The sequence below is a fragment of the Candidatus Hydrogenedentota bacterium genome (assembly GCA_035450225.1).
Taxonomy (GTDB): Bacteria; Hydrogenedentota; Hydrogenedentia; order Hydrogenedentales; family SLHB01; genus DSVR01.
Window position 1 is genome coordinate 21,839 of record DAOTMJ010000013.1, and the last position, 17,775, is coordinate 39,613.

The 17,775-nt window shown below is 59.7% G+C and carries 18 protein-coding genes; 9 read left to right on the forward strand and 9 right to left on the reverse strand.

Annotation, left to right across the window (positions count from 1 at the left end; translation table 11 throughout):
- The first annotated feature begins 35 nt into the window (after positions 1–35).
- Positions 36–686 carry a class I SAM-dependent methyltransferase gene (locus tag P5540_09320; GenBank protein HRT65016.1) on the forward strand — a complete coding sequence of 217 codons (651 nt, stop codon included), beginning with the start codon at positions 36–38 and terminating at the stop codon, positions 684–686.
- Between the two features lie 16 nt (positions 687–702).
- On the opposite strand, the gene P5540_09325 is transcribed toward P5540_09320, so the two are convergent.
- From P5540_09325 to P5540_09335, 3 genes are all read right to left on the reverse strand, one after another.
- Positions 703–1,779: an SGNH/GDSL hydrolase family protein gene (locus tag P5540_09325; protein HRT65017.1), complete on the reverse strand. Its 1,077-nt coding sequence runs from the start codon at positions 1,777–1,779 to the stop codon at positions 703–705.
- Positions 1,780–1,791: 12 nt separating this feature from the next.
- Complete coding sequence (locus P5540_09330; GenBank protein ID HRT65018.1) at positions 1,792–3,156, reverse strand: dipeptidase; 1,365 nt, start codon at positions 3,154–3,156, stop codon at positions 1,792–1,794.
- A gap of 273 nt (positions 3,157–3,429) precedes the next feature.
- Positions 3,430–3,864, reverse strand: coding sequence for a nuclear transport factor 2 family protein (locus P5540_09335; protein HRT65019.1), 435 nt, complete (start codon positions 3,862–3,864; stop codon positions 3,430–3,432).
- 142 nt (positions 3,865–4,006) lie between these two features.
- On the opposite strand from P5540_09335, the gene P5540_09340 reads away from it, so the two are divergent.
- Positions 4,007–5,149, forward strand: coding sequence for a thermonuclease family protein (locus tag P5540_09340; protein ID HRT65020.1), 1,143 nt, complete (start codon positions 4,007–4,009; stop codon positions 5,147–5,149).
- 152 nt (positions 5,150–5,301) lie between these two features.
- Complete coding sequence (locus P5540_09345) at positions 5,302–6,708, forward strand: sodium:proton antiporter (protein HRT65021.1); 1,407 nt, start codon at positions 5,302–5,304, stop codon at positions 6,706–6,708.
- Between the two features lie 3 nt (positions 6,709–6,711).
- On the opposite strand, the gene P5540_09350 is transcribed toward P5540_09345, so the two are convergent.
- From P5540_09350 to P5540_09365, 4 genes are all read right to left on the reverse strand, one after another.
- Entirely contained in the window at positions 6,712–7,053 is a 342-nt protein-coding gene (locus P5540_09350) for a P-II family nitrogen regulator (protein ID HRT65022.1), read from the reverse strand.
- 177 nt (positions 7,054–7,230) lie between these two features.
- Entirely contained in the window at positions 7,231–8,193 is a 963-nt protein-coding gene (locus P5540_09355; GenBank protein ID HRT65023.1) for a sugar phosphate isomerase/epimerase, read from the reverse strand.
- Between the two features lie 28 nt (positions 8,194–8,221).
- Entirely contained in the window at positions 8,222–9,388 is a 1,167-nt protein-coding gene (locus P5540_09360) for a Gfo/Idh/MocA family oxidoreductase (GenBank protein HRT65024.1), read from the reverse strand.
- 96 nt (positions 9,389–9,484) lie between these two features.
- Positions 9,485–11,347 carry a M6 family metalloprotease domain-containing protein gene (locus tag P5540_09365; GenBank protein HRT65025.1) on the reverse strand — a complete coding sequence of 621 codons (1,863 nt, stop codon included), beginning with the start codon at positions 11,345–11,347 and terminating at the stop codon, positions 9,485–9,487.
- Between the two features lie 163 nt (positions 11,348–11,510).
- Here P5540_09365 and P5540_09370 point away from each other — a divergent pair, with 163 nt between their 5' ends.
- The 5 genes from P5540_09370 to P5540_09390 all read left to right on the forward strand — a co-directional run bounded on the left by P5540_09370 (position 11,511) and on the right by P5540_09390 (position 15,925).
- Positions 11,511–11,951 carry a DUF1569 domain-containing protein gene (locus P5540_09370; protein HRT65026.1) on the forward strand — a complete coding sequence of 147 codons (441 nt, stop codon included), beginning with the start codon at positions 11,511–11,513 and terminating at the stop codon, positions 11,949–11,951.
- Between the two features lie 108 nt (positions 11,952–12,059).
- Positions 12,060–13,334: an L-rhamnose isomerase gene (locus tag P5540_09375; protein ID HRT65027.1), complete on the forward strand. Its 1,275-nt coding sequence runs from the start codon at positions 12,060–12,062 to the stop codon at positions 13,332–13,334.
- A 94-nt stretch (positions 13,335–13,428) separates the two neighbouring features.
- Entirely contained in the window at positions 13,429–14,517 is a 1,089-nt protein-coding gene (locus tag P5540_09380) for a hypothetical protein (GenBank protein HRT65028.1), read from the forward strand.
- 34 nt (positions 14,518–14,551) lie between these two features.
- Complete coding sequence (locus tag P5540_09385; GenBank protein HRT65029.1) at positions 14,552–14,917, forward strand: hypothetical protein; 366 nt, start codon at positions 14,552–14,554, stop codon at positions 14,915–14,917.
- Positions 14,918–15,925: a tetratricopeptide repeat protein gene (locus P5540_09390; GenBank protein ID HRT65030.1), complete on the forward strand. Its 1,008-nt coding sequence runs from the start codon at positions 14,918–14,920 to the stop codon at positions 15,923–15,925. It abuts the gene before it with no gap.
- Here the strand turns inward: P5540_09390 and P5540_09395 are convergent, their stop codons facing one another.
- Positions 15,926–16,201 (reverse strand): hypothetical protein, encoded by a 276-nt coding sequence (locus P5540_09395; protein HRT65031.1) that lies wholly within the window; start codon positions 16,199–16,201, stop codon positions 15,926–15,928.
- Between P5540_09395 and P5540_09400 the strand changes: the two genes are divergently transcribed.
- A complete protein-coding gene (locus P5540_09400) occupies positions 16,200–16,397 on the forward strand; it encodes a hypothetical protein (GenBank protein ID HRT65032.1) in 198 nt (65 codons plus the stop codon). The two genes, P5540_09395 and P5540_09400, sit on opposite strands and share 2 nt — an antisense overlap.
- On the opposite strand, the gene P5540_09405 is transcribed toward P5540_09400, so the two are convergent.
- Positions 16,361–17,704, reverse strand: a complete 1,344-nt coding sequence (locus P5540_09405; GenBank protein ID HRT65033.1) for a Gfo/Idh/MocA family oxidoreductase — start codon at positions 17,702–17,704, stop codon at positions 16,361–16,363. The two genes, P5540_09400 and P5540_09405, sit on opposite strands and share 37 nt — an antisense overlap.
- Between the last annotated feature and the right edge of the window lie 71 nt (positions 17,705–17,775).

Here is a 17,775-nt window from a genome sequence, read left to right on the forward strand (position 1 = left end):
TTTCGGCATTCCGACGTCAATAAGAGGAGACGATCATGTACAAATTTGCATATATCGGCGCCGCGCTGATCGTTGGGGCCTTTGCCGCCGTGGCCGCCGAAACGAAACAGCCCACCGACGCGGAGCGACAGGATTTTCTGGCGAGATTTCCCCGCACCGGCCTCAACACGACGCCGGGCGACGCGATGCTGTTGCGCATTCTCGTGGAAAGCCGGCACGCACAGCGGGGCGTCGAGGTGGGGTCGGCCACCGGATACGGCGCCATCAACATGGGCCTCGCGTTCGAACGCACCGGCGGACACCTTTATACCCTTGAAATCGCGCCGGAAATGGTCAAGATCTGCCGCGAAAACGTGGAGAAAATGGGCCTGGCAAAATCGGTAACGTGCATCGAGGGCGATGCCTTGAAAACCCTGCCTGCCTTGGAGGGCGATTTTGATTTCGTCTTTCTCGACGCGGTCAAGAAGGACTATTTCAAGTACTTCAAGATGGTCGAATCCCGGCTCAAGGACGGCGCCGTGATAGTCGCCGACAATGCCATCAAATCGGCGGAGGCTATGAAGGACTATCTGGACTATGTTCAGTCCAGTCCGGAATATGAAACCGTCATTGTGCGCGCTTCCGACGAAAAAGGCGACGGCATGGCCGTCACCTGTAAAATAGGCCGCACGCCCAAAAAAGAATAAGACGTCTCCCTTTACGTTATGAACCGGAGGGGCCGGTTGTCCGCGCAAACCGCCTCCAAGATTCCATTTCCTGGATGCGCCCCCAGACCAGTTGCGCGACGAAACGCGCCTCGGGGCCTTTGTAGTGGCCCAGCGTCCATTCTTTCCCCGCTTTCAGAAAAGCATCACGGGTTTCGAGGTGCGGAAGGGGTACCCTGGACAAGAGATCGGAGAGGAAATCCTTGTATCCCGGACCGTAAAAGGCGGGATTGAGTCCGAGACCCTGCGTCAAATGGACCAACAGGAAATCGGCGCCGTGCTTTTGGGCGCATGCCGCCGCTTCCCGCACAATTCTCTCGTTGAGCCGCCATATTTCGCGCATGCTGTCCTCTGAACCGAGCCATTCCCTGAAGGCGCGATCTTCTTTCCAGAGCCGCCAATAGGGGAAGACGCCATACTGCCGCCTCAGTTCGGCGTAGACCTCTTCGGGGGCGCCGATCGGGGTATTCGTCAACACCAACTCATCGTCCCGCCAAACGAACTTGGGTTTTTTGTAAAAGTAAAAACCGAACATGCTTCGCTGGAGGTCTTCGTCTATGTACGCAAGGATCACGAGGTGAGGCTTATATTCAACGATTGATTCACGAATCGTGAGATACATCTGATCGACACCGTAGCCGCCGACACCGAAATTCAGCACGTGCAAACGGCCATCGATCTGTTCGAGCGCCGCCGGCCACACGTCATCCTCGCTTTCCGCGTCCGTTCCAAAGGTGAACGAATCGCCCACAATCATCACGGTAAAGGCTTCGGGCCGGTGCGCGTATTCGCGCATTGAGCGAAACCCCCTGCGGTTCGTCACGAACCCGGCGTCCATGCGCGTCAAGTTGGGCATGGGCGTCCATCCGCGCGTCGGATGTGGATTGTGCGACCGCAGGAGGCTGGCGTCGTTTATCGGCGCATTTTTGAGGATCGTGTACTTGTGGAATGGTTCGCCGAAAGGGGACAATGAGCGCCCGAAATCGAACAGGCGATCGAATGCGAAAACAACGATCAGCAACGCAACGGCGTTCACGCCCGCAACCGCCATCCATCGCGAAACGGCGCGTTTCATGGATACGTTTCCTTACTCTGCAAGCGCCGACAGGAAGCGGATGTAGGCTTCGATACCCCTGCGCCACGTTGGCAGATGCTGTTTTTCATTCGGCGCGTGGATATTGTCGTCGGGCAACCCGAATCCCATCATGATCGAATCGAATCCGAGTTGTTTCTGCATCATCGCGACAACCGGCACGCTGCCTCCCTCGCGCTTGAAAACCGGCCCGGTTCCAAACGTCTCGCGCAATGCCCGGACCGCGGCCTGCATGAACGGTGAACGGCGGTCCATGATGGCGCCGTCGCCGTGCGAAAGTTCGCGGACTTCCCACGAGACCGTTTCGGGCGCGTGGGCGCGCAGGTACGCGCAGAGTTGCCCATGGATCGCGGCCGGATCCTGATCCGCCACGAGTCGCGTGGACACCTTGGCCATGGCCCGCGCCGGCAAGACGGTCTTCGCGCCCTCGCCCGTGAATCCGCTGATGATGCCGTTGACTTCAAGGGTCGGCCGCGCCCCCGTGCATTCCGTGGCGGTGTACCCTTTCTCGCCCCACAGGGCCTTGACGCCGGCCAAGGCTTTCCAATCTTCGTCGGTAACCGGATTGCCGGCCAAGGCGGCCCGTTCCTCGTCGTCCAGCGGCCGCACGCGATCATAGAACCCGGGCAGCGTGACGCGGTTGTCCGCGTCGTGCATGCCGGCGATCAGTTCGCACAGTACTTGCGCGGGATTATGCACCGCGCCGCCGAACATGCCGGAATGAAGGTCCTGTTTCGGCCCGACAATCTCGATTTCGAAATAAGCCAGGCCGCGCAAGGCATAGGTAAGCGACGGCAGATCGGGACGAAGGATTTGACCGTCGCAGTTGAGCGCGACATCCGCGCCGAGCATGTCTCGGTTGTTGGAAATGAAATCCGGCAGGTTCGGCGATCCGATTTCCTCTTCGCCCTCGAAGAGGAAACGAAGATTGATCGGCAGTCCATCCGACGCACGCAAGGACTCAACCGCCTTTAGAAAGGCTACGATCGAACCTTTCATATCCGACGCGCCGCGCGCATACAGATTGCCGTCGCGCTCCACCGGATCGAACGGATCGGAAACCCACTCGTCCAGCGGATCCACGGGCTGCACATCGTAATGGCCGTATACGAGCACAGTGGGCTTGCCGGGCGCGTGTAGCCATTCGCCATGAACGATCGGATGGCCGGGCGTTTTCAGGACCTCCGCCTTTTCGATGCCCAGCCGGCGCAATTCGTCCGCCAGCCATTCCGCCGCGCGGCGTACGTCGTCACGGCGGTCCGGCAGCGTCGAAATGCAGGGAATTCGCAACAGTTCCTTGAATTCATCCAAAAAACGCGCCTGGTTGCCCCGCGCAAAATCAAGTGCCTGGGTCAGCATGCGCAACATCCCGCGGGACGACCGGGGAAGATCCGGCATTCCTCGGCGTTGTGGATATGGAAAGTAATTTGAAAAGCTGGCAACATGGATCTCCCCGTCTCGGTTTCCATATAAACGTGACGGTTTTCGATGATAAACCAACTCCTTTTTCCTGTCCGGCGACTGGCGGCTCGGTCAATCGTGCGCGGACGGCCAAGGCTTTGGTCTGTTTTGTTGCGCCATGAAAACGAATGACGAAGGGAACGTCATCCTCAAACATTTCAGGGCGGCGCGTCAGTTCATTTCGACGTCCATGGACACAATTTTCCAGCCCGCGGCTTCTTTCTTGAAGTTCAGGCTGATGGCGGCCTCCCCGAAGGCGGCTTTCATGGCGATGGGCGCGACCACCGCCGCGTCTTTCGTTATCGTGGTCTGGGCTTTCGTCTCGTCAATCTCGACGCCTTCCAGGTATCCCATCGAAAGGGCGTCTTTCAGGAATTGCTGCAAGCCGGCCTTGTCGCCGTATTCGTAATGCTGAAAACCGTCCGAATAGCAGGCGATCAACGCGTCCATGTTTTTGGCGATGCCCGCCGTTTTCCAGTCGGCCACCGCCTTTTTCAACAGTTCCGCATCCGACGGTCCCTTGGCTTCGCCGCCCGTGCTGGCGCATCCTGCCACAACCATCATCACGAGGCCAACCGTCAACAGTCCAACAATGAGTCTCTTCATGGCTTTTCTCCTGTCTGTTTTGTACGATTCGGGTCCGCTCTCCGCCCGATTGCAGAGCCTCCATCGTATACCCCCGCCGCCGGGTTGTCAAACCGGACATAAAAGGGGTACGATCCAAAAGCGAGCAACAAGAGGAGCGGACATGATGAATGGATGGCCGCATGTGTATGGAATTTGGGCGTTGGCGTGCGCCGCGGCGCTTATTGCCGCCGGCGAATCCGTGCCGGGCCGAATCACGGCGGTGGTCGAAGGCGACCTCCTGTCCTTTTCTCATGGCGAAACGGTTGAAACCATTCGACTCGCGGATATTGATTGTCCGGAACCGGCCCAGTCCTTCGGCAAGGAGGCGCGCGATTTTACGGCATCGCTCGTGTTGGACAAGGACGTCCAAGTCGAACTGTTCGGCAAGGACGCCTTGGAACGGCCCTTGGCCGTTGTTCGTTTTGGTGACGGGCGCGTGCTGAACAGGGAACTGGCCGCTGAAGGCTATGCGTGGGCCTATGATCGTTACCCCGTCGTGGATTCGGCGATCCCCGGATTGATGGCTGCGGCGCGCGCCGGCAAGAAAGGCCTTTGGGCGGATGCTGCGCCCTTGGCGCCGTGGGATTTCCGGGGCGATGCCCGAAAGGAAAGGGCGGAGCAATCCGTGTCCGCCCCCGCCGACGCATCGGATCTTCCCTCCGGCGGGGCGGTGTTCGTTGATACGGATGACAAAGAGTTTCACAAGGCGGATTGCGTCCTACTGGATAAATCCGCGCGGCGATCCCTCATGTTGAAGGACGCGCAAGCGCAGGGTTATCTGCCGTGCCGGAAATGCTTTCCCATAAAACCCCGAAAGGACACACCCGTCGTCGCGGCCAAGGGAAACCTCGGCGATATTCCGAAGGAAGAATCTCCGTTGGAAGCGCCAGGTCCTTCGGCGCCGCCCCCGCAAGCCGTTGTGCGGCCTGCGCCACGCACCATGGACAACATGCCGTTGCCCCCCGAAATCGCCAAGTACATGGACGATCCCATCGTACAATTGCTCGGGCTGGCGCCGTACCGGGACGCCAACGGCAACTTTGCGGGAATCGCCATGAAGAACGCCTCGTCGTTTCTGCCGGCCGCCATGCTGGGCTTCAAGGACAACGACGTGCTGGTATCGGTGAACGGCGATCGTTTCGATCCAAACAAAATCCCCGCATTGATTGAAAAATACAAGAACATCCGATCTTTCCAAGTCGGTATCTTGCGAAACGGCCAACCGCAAACCATCAACGTGACGATTCCGGACTTTATCAAATGACGGGGTTTGAGGTTCACGACTTGCCGGCTCCGTTTCGATTGCGCACACATGCGCCCTATCCTACCCTTCTCCCCCCCACTCCCGCTTTCCGGGGAACACCCCGCGCTTTTTCCTGTTTTTTTTCTCCGGCGGCTTTCGGCGTTTTTGTTGCGTTGTCGGGATTTTTGTTTTTCGGCGCCGCGTTTGCGGATGGCGCCGCCCCCGCTTCCGCGGCCCCGCACCTGCTTTGGGTTCTTCCGTTTGCATGCCTGCTTCTGGCCATCGGCTTGTTGCCGCTGTTGCCGCGTGTTTCCCATTGGTGGGAACCCAACGGAAACAAACTTATCGTGTCCTTGTCGTTGGCGACCGTGGTCTGCGCGTATTATCTTCTGCGCGACAGAGGGTTCGGTCACGCCCGCCCCGGCATGGAATCGTTGCTCGAAATGCTTCACCATGCCGTTGTCGCCGACTACATTCCCTTCATCGTGCTCCTGTTCAGTCTCTACACGATCAGCGGCGGCATCCGGCTGACGGGCGACATTCCCGCGCGGCCATTGAGCAACTGCGGGTTCCTGCTTTTGGGAGCCTTGCTGGCCAGTTTCATCGGGACGACCGGCGCCTCAATGCTGCTGATTCGCCCGCTGCTGCAAACCAACAGCGAGCGCAAACATGTCGTCCATACCGTCATTTTCTTTATTTTTCTCGTCAGCAACATCGGGGGCGCGCTGCTGCCCGTCGGCGATCCGCCGCTTTTCCTTGGCTATCTGCGAGGCGTGCCGTTTCTCTGGACGCTTCATCTGTTTCCGCATTGGCTGTTCGCCACGGGACTTTTGCTCGCGCTGTATTTTGTGATGGATACGCTGGCCTACCGAAAAGAACGTCCGGAAGACATTGCCCGTGACGAGTCCCGTCGGTACGCGTTTCGCCTCCACGGCAAACGCAACCTCGTGCTGCTGGGCGGCGTCGTGCTGGCGGTGGGGATCCTGGCGCCCGGCCAGCGTCTGCCGTTCACGCAATGGATCCTTCCGCAGTGGTATCTGCGCGAAATCGTCCAACTTGCCCTCACGGGCATTTCCCTTGCCCTGACTCCCCGCCGCATTCACGCCGAAAACCATTTCAATTTCACGGCCATCGGCGAAGTGGGCGCCTTGTTTATCGGCATATTCATCACGATGCAGGCGCCGATCGAAATTCTGAAGATCGAAGGCGCGTCATTAGGCGTGACCACGCCGCTGCAATTTTTCTGGGTCACGGGCGGATTGTCGAGCTTTCTCGACAATGCGCCTACCTATGCCGTCTTTTTCGAATTGGCGGGCAGCCTGCGCCACCTCGATGTGCCGATGCTGTCCAACGTGACGACCGCCACCGGCGTCATCCCGAATCCCCATCTGGTCGCCATTGCCTGCGGGGCCGTGTTCATGGGCGCGAACACCTACATCGGCAACGGCCCCAATTTCCTCGTGAAAAGCATCGCCGAGAGCCGCGGGATCAGGATGCCTTCCTTTTTCGGATACATGATTTACAGCGGCCTGATTCTCATTCCCCTCTTCGGCCTAATCACCCTTATCTTCTTCGGGTAGCGGTTATTCTATCGCGCCCTCGCCGGATTCCCCGGTGCGGATGCGCACGGCTTCCTCGATGGGAGACACAAAAATCTTACCATCGCCAATTTGGCCCGTCGCGGCAGCCTTGACGATCGTCTTGACGACATTCTCGACGTCTTCGTCCACGATGACCATTTCGACCTTTACCTTGGGCAGGAATTCGACATAATACTCCGCGCCGCGATACAGTTCCTTGTGTCCCTTCTGCCGTCCAAACCCCTTGACTTCCGAGACCGTCATCCCTTGGATGCCCGCGGCCATGAGCGCCGATTTGACCTCCTCGAGTTTGTGCGGTTTGATGATTGCTTCCACTTTTTTCACGGGCAATATCCTCCACCCCGGGTTCGGCGGTTGTGATTGAGAAAGACTTTTCCGGGCATAAAACTCAAAGGACTGCAGGGACACAAAGGACGCCTATCACGGCCCTTTGTGTCCCATGCCTCCTTCTATGTCCTTTCGTTTGCCGCGCCTTTTACCGTGCCGGCCGACGGGCGTGCGTCATGCCCATGTAATGGCGCTGGGTTTTTCGAAGACGAGGACCTGCTTGAAGAAGGCCACAGCCTTCTTGAGGCCTTCCATGTTGGACATGAGGCTGTCTTCGTGTTCGATGCTGATCACGCCGTCGTAACCGACCATGCGCAGGGTGGACACGAAATCGTTCCACCACTCCATCGAATGACCGTAGCCGCAGGTGCGGAAGATCCACGATCGGTTGATCTCGTCGCCGTAATGTTTGGTGTCCAGCACGCCGTTGACGGCCGTGTTGAACGGGTCCACCTTCGAGTCCTTCGCGTGGACGTGGAAGATGGCCTTGCCGAGTTTACGCGCCACGGCGATGGGTTCCATGCCCTGCCAGAACAAGTGGCTCGGATCGAGGTTCGCGCCGAGGTTCGCGCCGCAGGCCTTGCGCAGTTTGAGCAGCGTGTCGGTGTTGTACACGACGAAACCGGGATGCATTTCGAAGGCGATGCGGACGCCGTGATCGGCGGCGAACTTCGCCTGCTTGCTCCAGAACGGAATCACTTTTTTGTTCCACTGCCAATCGAGAATTTCGAGATAGTCGGGCGGCCATGCACAGGTGACCCAGTTCGGCTTCGTCGAGTTTTCCTCGGAACCCGGGCAGCCGGAGAAATCAATGACGGTCTTGACGCCGAGTTTTTCCGCGAGCCGAATCGCGTCCGTCTGCACCGCAATGTTCGCCGCCGCGAACGCCTTGTCGGGGTGCAGGCAATTGCCGTGGCAACTCAATGCGCTGATTTCGAGGCCTTCGCCGCCCAGCAGGGCCTTGAATTCCCTGCATTTCGCGTCGGACGCCAGCAATCCCTTCACGTCAATGTGGGCCGAACCGGGGTAGTTGCCCGCGCCGAGTTCGACGGCTTGCAGGCCGAGCGGGCGCAGGATGTCGAGCGTTTCCTTCAGCGATTTCGCGCTGAACATCGCGGTCAAACAGCCGAGTTTCATGTCGTTTCCTCCCAATTCGTGATGGTGACTATTTCACCGGTTGCCATTTCTTCGTAATTGCGGACTTTTCGACGGCATCGAGCACCTTCTGGCACTTCACGGCGTCCTCGAAGGTCGAATACGGCGCCTTCTTCGAGCCGAGATGGCTCAGGAAATCGTATATCTCATGCACGAACAGGTGCTCGTAGCCGATGATATGGCCCGTCGGCCACCATGCGGACGTGTAGGGATGGCCGGGATCGGTCGCGTGAATGCGGCGGAAGCCCTGAAGCGTTCCGGGATCCTTCCGGCTGAAATAATGGAACACGTTCATGTCTTCCTGGTTCCAGAGCACGGAGCCTTCGCTGCCGTAGATTTCGATGCTGTTGTAGTTTCGGCGGCCCGGGGCAAATCGGGTGGCCTCGAAAGTCGCCAGCGTGTCGGCGCCCTTGATGCGGCCCAAGAAAACCGCCGCGTCGTCCACGTCCACCTCATCCATCTTGCCCGTGCGCTTCTCGCCCGACTTGCCGGAAATGCCCGTGTCGGATTCGGACACGAAACGCTTCTTGATGAAGGTCTGCATGGCGGCGCAGACTTCGGACACGTCACCGACGAGATAATGGCAGAGGTCCACGATGTGCGCGCCGATGTCGCCGAGCGCGCCGCTGCCCGTGTGTTTCTTTTTCAGGCGCCACACCATCGGGAAGTTCGGGTCCACGATCCAGTCCTGCTGGTACGCGGCGCGGAAATGAAAGATTTTTCCCAATTCACCACCGGCGATCATTTTCTTGATGGTCCCCACCGCCGGCGCGAACCGGTACGAGAACCCGCACATGTGTTTTACCCCCGCCTTGTTCACGGCCTTCAACATATCCACCGCCTCGCCGAGCGTGTTGGCGAGGGGTTTCTCGCAAATAACCGCCTTGCCGGCCTTCGCGGCGGCAATCGCAATGGGTGGATGCAGGAAGTTCGGCGTACACACGTCCACGATGTCAATGTCGGGCCGGTTCACGACGGCTTCCCAGTCGAGGCTGGTTTCCTGCCAGCCGTACTTGTCCGCCACGGCAAGTTCTTCCGGAAACTTTCCGCACAACACCTTCATGACGGGTTCGACGGGCAGGTCGAAAAACATGCCGACTTTCCGCCATGCGTTGCTGTGGGTCTTGCCCATGAATTGCGCGCCAATCAGCGCCACGTTGACTTTTTTCTTGGCCATGGTACTCCCTCCTATGCCCGGGTTGTTTTGGTCAGCCCTAAACTCAAACGTATCACAACAGTTGCCGTCAATAGTGCCAATCTTCCGGCCCGCGCGTCAAGATTTGGATTGATACGACGAAACCACGCCCCGCAGCCGCGCATAATTCGCAATGGCCAGAACGGCCAAGGCGAGCAACAGTCCAGCCGCGGCGGGCAATCCGCTGGCTGCGTCGAACGGATTGGTGTCGAAGCGAAATTCATCCGCGTTGGACAGTCCATCGCCGTCCCAGTCGTTGTCGCCGTCCGGAATGCCGTCGGGGCCGATCAATCCGTTGTTGCCCACCACGTCGGGATCTTCGGGATCGAACGGATTTTGGATGCCGGGTGTTGCGGAATCGAGGTCGCGCGTTTCGTCGTAATCGGAAATGCCGTCGCCGTCCGTGTCCACCTCCTTGCCGCCGATTCCCCGAAAACGGAACGGCATCGTGGATGCGGACGCGCCTATCGCCGACAAACGCAGATACGAAGGCGATCCGTCCCACCACGAGGTATTGGGATCCGATTCGGGACCGCAAAGGGTGTGGAGGGGCGCTTTCCAGAGATCGGTCGAATCCCCGTAATTGCGATCGTTCTCCAAGTCCCATCGCCCGTCCGCCTGGACCAGCGTCACTTCAAAGTGTTTGTTCGGCAATTGCTCATGGTAATCGTTGCTGCCTTGGGTGTCGCAATGCCATATCGCAAGCCCCGCGTCGGGCAATCCGGCGTCGCGCCCCGTCTTTTGGCGGTTCTCGATCAGATAATACTCGTTTGCCTTCTCCGGATGGGGCAGTTTGTAGACCACGTTGGTTCCCGACGTCAGCGATAGGTCCTCGGGTCCCACCGGAAACACCAGGGTGGTCGTCCAGCCCGCAAGATCCTTGAGGTACGCGCAAGGGTGAACCGGGTTCCGGTCGGGGCCGCCGTAACTCATGAGACAGAAATTGCCCACTCCGGTCGAAAAATAGGTGTAATCGTACAAATCCGGCCACCGGCATATCATATGCCCGTTTTCGTGGCAGAATGTGCCGATGTAGAGGCTGGACCCGATATTGGTGATCTGATAGGCGGCACAGGCCATGCCGTCGGCCTGGAAAGGCGGCACCAGTGTGCCGGAATGCGGCCATAACCCTTTCGACCACGGACTCTGCCGGGTACCCGCATAGAAAATGTTCAGCGCGTCAACGATGTTGTCGCCGTTGCCGTATTCGCTGAAATCGAAGCCGCCGTCCTCCAGCGCCTGCAGGATTTCGTATACCAGTTCCTTCGCCTTGAGATTGTCGTCGTCGTTCGGATCGTCGTAGTACGATTTCGGCTGGCTGGCCCGGTGATAGGCCGGCGAGACGTAATTCGTGTAGGTCAGCAACCCGTTGGACACCTCGTAAAAGTAGTCGCGCACGGAACCGTTGTTGGCGTTGCCCGAATAGCCCGGCTGGTTACAGAAACGATCGATTTCGTCGGCCGGAATCGTTGCGGGCTGATCCGAAAAATCCACCAGCAGACAAAGGCCGCGCGTGTTGCCGCGCCACGGCGGATCGCCGCCGTCTTTGATGGCGGTCAATTGCTCCATGCGCGCTCGGGCCCGAGCCGCCCGCACCTGCGCGCGGACAACCGCCGGGTCGGCTCGCAGATGCGGACGCACATTCGCCTTGCCCGGATACGATTCCGACGCAGGGATACCCGTCGAAAGCAGTCGCGCGCCGTCCGCGGACAATTCGGCATAACATGCCGCGCCCGAGACGGGATCGAGCACGACCGTGTAGCCATCCAGCGATTCGACGATCCGGTAATATTCGTCGCCCCATACGCGAACCTGGATCGTTTCGCCGCTGGGCTGCCGCCAATCGAAAATCTCCCCATGGACCGGCGCCGCCCCCGCCCCGTTTCCAAAGCCGGACATCGCCGCCAAAACAACACATGCCATGGTTTTCCGAATATTCATGTCGTGCCGCTCCCGTAAACTTGGTGTACGTTGTGAGTATAGGGCCAATTCCGCGGTGCGTCAAGGAAATGATCGGGGGCTTCTGCCTTTGTGCGCGCCCGTTTTGGTACTATTGACACGAAAGGAACAGCATTCGGAAATGTGCGGGGATTGAAATGCCGTTATGATTAGTTTCGATCACGATTACGTCGAAGAGGCCGTTGCGCGCCTGAAAAAACTCCGGGCGGACTCGCCCCCGGCATGGGGTCGCATGACGTCCGGCGAAATGCTCGAACACCTGGCCGACACGGTGCGGTATTCCATGGGCCGGTTGGGCCGGCTGCCCGACAAGAGCAACTGGTTTCTCCGGAATGTGATTTATCCGCTGCTCGCACACGGCATCATACGGATTCCGCGCAATGCTTCCGGGCCCGTGTATCCGAAATACGCGCAACGCGGCGATCTCGAAACACTGCACGCCGTCCTCGAGGAATATCTGGCCCTGGTTCAGGCGGGCGAACTCGAACCCATGCCGCATCCCCTGTTCGGCCCCATCGGCGTTGATGGATGGGCCGTCATGCACGGCTTGCATTTTGAACACCACATGCGGCAATTCGGCGTATAGCGGGAAAGAGCGGGAAAAGGACTCCACGGGCAAACACCCTCTTGGCGGCTATCGGCGAAAATGGGCTATAATAAATCCTACACCATTTGGAGGTTTGGAGATTCGGGTATGGCGAAAATGAGCGACAAGCATGTCGAGGCCGGCTACCTGCATGCGCAAGAAGCCTATGCGGCATTGGACGTGGATACCGAAAAGGCCCTCGGGATTCTCTCGGAAATCCCGATTTCGCTGCATTGCTGGCAGGGCGACGATGTCGGCGGGTTCGAGAACCTTGACGCCCTTTCAGGGGGCGGCATCCAAGCCACGGGAAATTATCCGGGCAAGGCGCGCACGCCGGACGAACTCCGGATGGATTTCGAGAAGGCGGCCGGCCTCATTCCCGGCAAGAAGCGGATCAACCTGCACGCCATGTATGCCGAAACCGGCGGGACGAAGGTGGACCGTGACGCATTGGAACCGAAGCATTTCGCGGGATGGATTGATTGGGCGAAAGCGCGCGGGATCGGAATGGATTTCAACCCGACCTGTTTCGGTCACCCCAAGGCCGACAGCGGTTTTACTTTGTCAAACTATGACGACGGCATCCGAAAATTCTGGGTGGACCATTGCATCGCATGCCGGATCATCGGCGAAGCCATCGGGCAGGCGCTGGGGACGCCGTGCGTCACGAATGTGTGGATACCGGACGGATTCAAGGACATTCCCGCCGATCGCAAAACACCCCGCGAGTTGCTGCGGCAATCGCTCGACGCGATCTTTGCAAGACCGATAGACCCGCGATTCAACCTGGACGCGGTCGAGAGCAAACTGTTTGGAATCGGCTCCGAAAGTTATGTGGTGGGTTCCCACGAGTTTTATCTTGGATACGCGGTCCAAAAGGGCGTGCTGCTGACCCTCGACGCGGGCCATTTCCATCCCACGGAAGGCATTGCGGACAAGATTTCGTCCATCCTGCTGTATGTGAACGAACTGCTGCTGCACGTCAGCCGGGGTGTCCGCTGGGACAGCGATCACGTCGTTATATTGTCGGACGATTTGCGCGCAATTGCGGAGGAAATCGTTCGGCATGGCTTCCTGGATCGCGTGCATATCGGGCTTGATTTCTTCGACGCGAGCATCAATCGCGTGGCGGCGTGGGTCACGGGCACGCGCGCAATGGCCAAGGCCTTGCTGATCGCGTTGCTCGAACCCACGGATCGGCTGAGGCAGGCGGAGCGGTCGGGCGACTATACGGGCCGGCTGGCCCTGCTGGAAGAGTTGAAGATGATGCCGTTCGGCGCGGTATGGGATTATTATTGCGTCAGACAGGACGTGCCGCCGGGTCTGGCGTGGCTGGACGAAGTCCGGAAATACGAAAAGAATGTATTGGCAAAACGCGGATAGACTTTGCCAATTTCGATTGTGATATACTGATGATGTACGGTAGCCGTTGAAAACAGAACCGTTCTTCGGCGCAAGTCCCGAAGGGAGAAACCCTATGTGCAAGATGGAACGCGTTTCGATTGTGGGTGTGGCCGCATTGGCCGTTGCACTGTGTGTAATGATCGGTTGTTGGGGTCCCGCGCCGGCGCCCCAAGCGCCGCCTCCGGCGCCGCCCCCGCCCGCGCCCGTGGCGCCGGCGCCCGTGCCCGTGCCCATTGAAACGCCAAGCGCCGCGCCGGCGGTAACGCCCGCGCCGGCGCCCGCGCCGGCGGCAACGCCCGCGGAAGCCGCACCGACGCCCGCGGAAGCCGCACCGACGCCCGCGGAAGCCGCGCCGGCGCCGGCGCCCATGGAACCGGTCGCCTCGACAACGGATCCTTCCACGCCGAAATCCAAGGAAGAAGCATTGGCCATGTGGCAAGAGGCGGCCAAAACGGCCAGCGCCGAAAAACCGAATTTGGTGGAAGGAACCATGGCGGCCAAAAAACTGGCCGAATTCGGTCCTGAGGCGCTGCAACCGATTTACGATACTCTTGCCGACAAGGCATCGAGTCCGCGCGCCAAGGCGTTGGCGGCCATCAGTCTTGTTCCTGTTTTGGACAAAGACGCGTCGGGACGGTTGTTGCCGATGACCAAACCCGAGAACGACGTTACCACGCGGGTCTGCGCCACGAAACTCCTGACCAACCTGGCCGGGGCCGAAATTGACGCGGCGCTGGCGCAACTCAAGGCCGATGCCGATCACCAAGTGCGTTTTCAGGCGCTTCGGGCGCTGGCGGTGCGATCCCCGCAGGGCCGCAAGGAACTCATAGAATTCTTTTCGCAGCCCGGCACGAGCCTTGCCGAGAAACAGGATATCCTGACGCTGCTGGCTTCCGTGCCGGCCACCGACAGCCTGGGCGTGTTCCATGACATAGTGCGATCGGGTGATTTCGATGAGGAGGCCAAACTGGCCGCATTGGCCGCGTTGGCTGTCCTGGCCGATCCAAGTTCGGAAACCATTGTGGCCGAACTGGCGGCCAACGGCCCGAACGAAGCCATACGAAATGCGGCCAAAGAGGCCCATGATGCGGTAATAGGACGCAAAAACGCGGCGGCGGCCATCCAATCCAATCCGCCCAAGCCCGCGCCTGCGGCACAATGACCCATGAAGGACGCGGCCACGGAAGGCCGCGAGCATGTTCAGACAAATGAAGCGGTTACTTGGCTTTTTGTTCGGCGGCCGGCGGGACGGCGGCATGAATCCCGCTGCGCGGCCATCCGAGGTATCGTCCCCATCCGAACGGACCCCGTTGTATCGCATTGATTTCGACATGATGCTCAAAGGCAGCATTTACCAGCGCCGCGGCGGTCCGGTCCGGCAATACGGCGTGACGGTCAACGGTTCGACACGATTGGTTACCAGCGGCGAAATGGTGGACGAGGAGACGTTGCACGCATTGATCGCCGCCGGCGCCGTGCGCGCTCCCCAAGGCCATACCCCGCCAAAATCCGCCAAGCCCGCCTTGCTCGATCATACCGAAACCGAGGGAGATCCTTACTGAGTGAAGCGCCCGGCCATCTCGGCGGCCATCATCGCGAAGGATGAGGCGGATCAACTGCCCGAATGCCTTGAGCGTCTTACCGGATGGATAGACGAAATTTGCCTGGTGGACACCGGGTCGCGCGACGAGACGCCGGCCATCGCACGCCAATACGGCGCCCGCGTTCAACATGTACCGTGGCAAGAGGATTTTGCCGCGGCGCGCAATGCCGCGATCGAAACGTGCACGGGGGACTGGATTTTCGTCATTGACGCCGACGAGCGAATCGAGGCGGTTGACCTTCCCGCGATACGCGCGCTGGCGGATGGACCGCGTGACCGCTGTTATCGCTTCGTCACGCGCAATTACACGAACCAATCCCACTTGGCGGGATTCGTGCCCTGTGCGCCGGGAGAACCCCTGGCTCGCGGTTTCGCCGGATGGCATCCCAGCGTCAAGGTGCGCCTTTTTCCCAACGGAATCGGCGCACGTTTCGAGGGACGGGTCCATGAACTCGTGAACCGTTCCCTCGAGGCGCAAGGCATTGTGGCTGTGTTGTGCGATGTGCCGATTCATCATTATCCGTTCGCAAAACCACCGGAGCGCATCCGCGCCAAACAGGAGATGTATTTGCGCCTGGGGCTGGCCAAGGCGGCGGAGACGCCGGACGATCCCAATGTCCACGCGGAACTGGGCAACCAGTACGCCGAACTCGGCGACTATGCGCGCGCGGCGCAGGCGTACCGGCAAGCCGTCGCACTCGCGCCGTCGAACGCGGCCCTGATCAAGGATCTGGGTTCGGCTCTTTATCTCATGCGGAAGGGCGCCGAGGCGCGGCGCGCATTCGAATTGGCTGTCAAGATTGACCCCGGTCTTGCTGATGCCTGGCGCAACCTCGGCGTGCTTCATGCCGACGCAAAGGAATGGGATCGCGCGATCGACTGTTTCGAACGCGCCTTGGCGTGCGATCCCGCGTGGGCGGACGGCCCCCGCTACATCCAAACCGCCCGCGAAGCCCTGGGCCTGTAATCACGGCCTCGCAAGACGTTCCACCAGCGATGTAAGCGCGCCCAGAGCGGCGTTCAGCACAGCCGGTTCGGGCATGGGCAACTTGACGTAGGACCTGCCCGTCTTTTCGTCATGCTCAACCGGCAGCATGCGCGAAAGAAAATCCGCCTTGTTTTCCGGCGGCGCAGCGGCCAGCGCATCGCCAAGCGACTTGAGGAACGAGGCGCCCGCGCTGATGCAAGCATTCCATGCCTCTTCACGCGAGACCGGCGGCGGTCCGGCGGGAGTGTCTTCCATGGCCGCCAATCCGGCGCACAATCAAATCGTGTGTGCGCAGCCATTGGCTGAACACGACGGCTTTCGCGTCCGGGTCCTCGAAGATTTCGTCGAGCAGCGTCACGAGTTCGTCCGCCTGGACGCCGAAATCGTCTTCACCGACATACGAATGAGTCCTTTTTACACTTGTTCGGGCACGACCCACGGCGCGCGGTAGGCGCGCTTGAGCAGGGCGTCGGCCTCGGCGTCGTTCACGAAACCTTCCGTCGCCGGATTGATGAACAACTTGCGGCCGGTACGATAGGCGATGTTCCCGTAATGGCACCACGCCGTCGAGAGATGGCCCTCCTCGACCGGCGCGTTCGGTTCCTTGCGCGTGCGAATGCAATCGAGAAAGTTTTCGATGTGGTCCGCGTTGGATTCCGAAAAGGCGCCACGCATTTCCTTGACGACGTTCCAATCCTTGTCGTAGGCCTGCCAGCCGCCGCCGTGCCGGGCAAGGTTCATGAAGCATTTCGTGCCGCTGATCTCGATGCGCGTGCCGGTGAACATCCAGTTCGGGAATCCCTCGCCTTCGCGTATCGGCATCGGCACCTTTTTTTCGTAGGGCGACCACAGCGTCTGCTCGAACACGATGGTCATCTTGCCGAAGTCCCAATTGACGACATGCGTGTCCGGCGTTTCCTGGTCGTCGTCGAAGTGGTGCAGGCCGCCGGTCGAATAAACGGACACCGGATACGTCTGCCCCGACATCCATCGCGTGATGTCTATTTGGTGTACGCCGTCGTTGATGATGTCGCCGCCCGAATAGGCCCAGAACCAGTGCCAGTTGTAGTGGAAATGGTTCATGTTGAACGGGCGCATCGGCGCGGGACCGAGCCACATGTCGTAGTCAATGCCCTCCGGCACGTCCGTGTCCGGTAGTTTGCCGATGGTGTTGCGCGGCTTGCTGTTCATCACGCGCATGAAGTGAATGTCGCCGAAGTCTTTCGATTGCAGGAATTCACGCGCCGCATGACAGTAGTGCGCGCTTCGGTTCTGCGTGCCCACCTGCAAAATGCGCTTGTATTTTCGCACCGCCTCGACGAGTTTGCGGCCTTCCCACATGTTGTGCGAGAGCGGCTTTTCCAGGTAGACGTCCTTGCCCGCCTGGCAAGCCAGGATCGATCCGAGGACATGCCAATGGTCCGGCGTCGCGTTGATGATGGCATCCACCCGCTTGTCGTCCAACATCTTCCGGAAATCCGGTATGCTCTTCGGTTTCCGTTTCGCGATCTTCTTGATGCGCTCGACGCACATATCGCGGCGCGCCTTATCCGGATCGGCTACATACACCACCTGCACGTCCGGGCGTTGCGCAAACCATTCCGCCAACTGCGTGCCGCGTCCGCCCGCACCCATCACGCCGATGCGGATTCTTTGGTTCGCGCCCGCCGCGTTGATCGAAAATGTTGACACGGCGCCCGCAGCCCATGCCGCCGCGCCCGTGCGCGCCAAAAACTGCCGTCGGTCCATCCTGTCCATAACGAGGTCCTCCCGCCTCCATGTTCCAGTCAATTTATCACGATAAGCCAATACGTCCGGTAACGCAAATC

Bases quoted from the DNA above. Each gene is read 5' to 3' on its own strand.
- P5540_09320 (HRT65016.1), top strand. From the start codon at position 36: ATGTACAAATTTGCATATATCGGCGCCGCGCTGATCGTTGGGGCCTTT.
- P5540_09325 (HRT65017.1), bottom strand. From the start codon at position 1,779: ATGAAACGCGCCGTTTCGCGATGGATGGCGGTTGCGGGCGTGAACGCC.
- P5540_09330 (HRT65018.1), bottom strand. From the start codon at position 3,156: ATGCTGACCCAGGCACTTGATTTTGCGCGGGGCAACCAGGCGCGTTTT.
- P5540_09335 (HRT65019.1), bottom strand. From the start codon at position 3,864: ATGAAGAGACTCATTGTTGGACTGTTGACGGTTGGCCTCGTGATGATG.
- P5540_09340 (HRT65020.1), top strand. From the start codon at position 4,007: ATGATGAATGGATGGCCGCATGTGTATGGAATTTGGGCGTTGGCGTGC.
- P5540_09355 (HRT65023.1), bottom strand. From the start codon at position 8,193: ATGAAACTCGGCTGTTTGACCGCGATGTTCAGCGCGAAATCGCTGAAG.
- P5540_09360 (HRT65024.1), bottom strand. From the start codon at position 9,388: ATGGCCAAGAAAAAAGTCAACGTGGCGCTGATTGGCGCGCAATTCATG.
- P5540_09365 (HRT65025.1), bottom strand. From the start codon at position 11,347: ATGAATATTCGGAAAACCATGGCATGTGTTGTTTTGGCGGCGATGTCC.
- P5540_09370 (HRT65026.1), top strand. From the start codon at position 11,511: ATGATTAGTTTCGATCACGATTACGTCGAAGAGGCCGTTGCGCGCCTG.
- P5540_09375 (HRT65027.1), top strand. From the start codon at position 12,060: ATGGCGAAAATGAGCGACAAGCATGTCGAGGCCGGCTACCTGCATGCG.
- P5540_09380 (HRT65028.1), top strand. From the start codon at position 13,429: ATGTGCAAGATGGAACGCGTTTCGATTGTGGGTGTGGCCGCATTGGCC.
- P5540_09385 (HRT65029.1), top strand. From the start codon at position 14,552: ATGTTCAGACAAATGAAGCGGTTACTTGGCTTTTTGTTCGGCGGCCGG.
- P5540_09400 (HRT65032.1), top strand. From the start codon at position 16,200: ATGGCCGCCAATCCGGCGCACAATCAAATCGTGTGTGCGCAGCCATTG.
- P5540_09395 (HRT65031.1), bottom strand. From the start codon at position 16,201: ATGGAAGACACTCCCGCCGGACCGCCGCCGGTCTCGCGTGAAGAGGCA.
- P5540_09405 (HRT65033.1), bottom strand. From the start codon at position 17,704: ATGGACAGGATGGACCGACGGCAGTTTTTGGCGCGCACGGGCGCGGCG.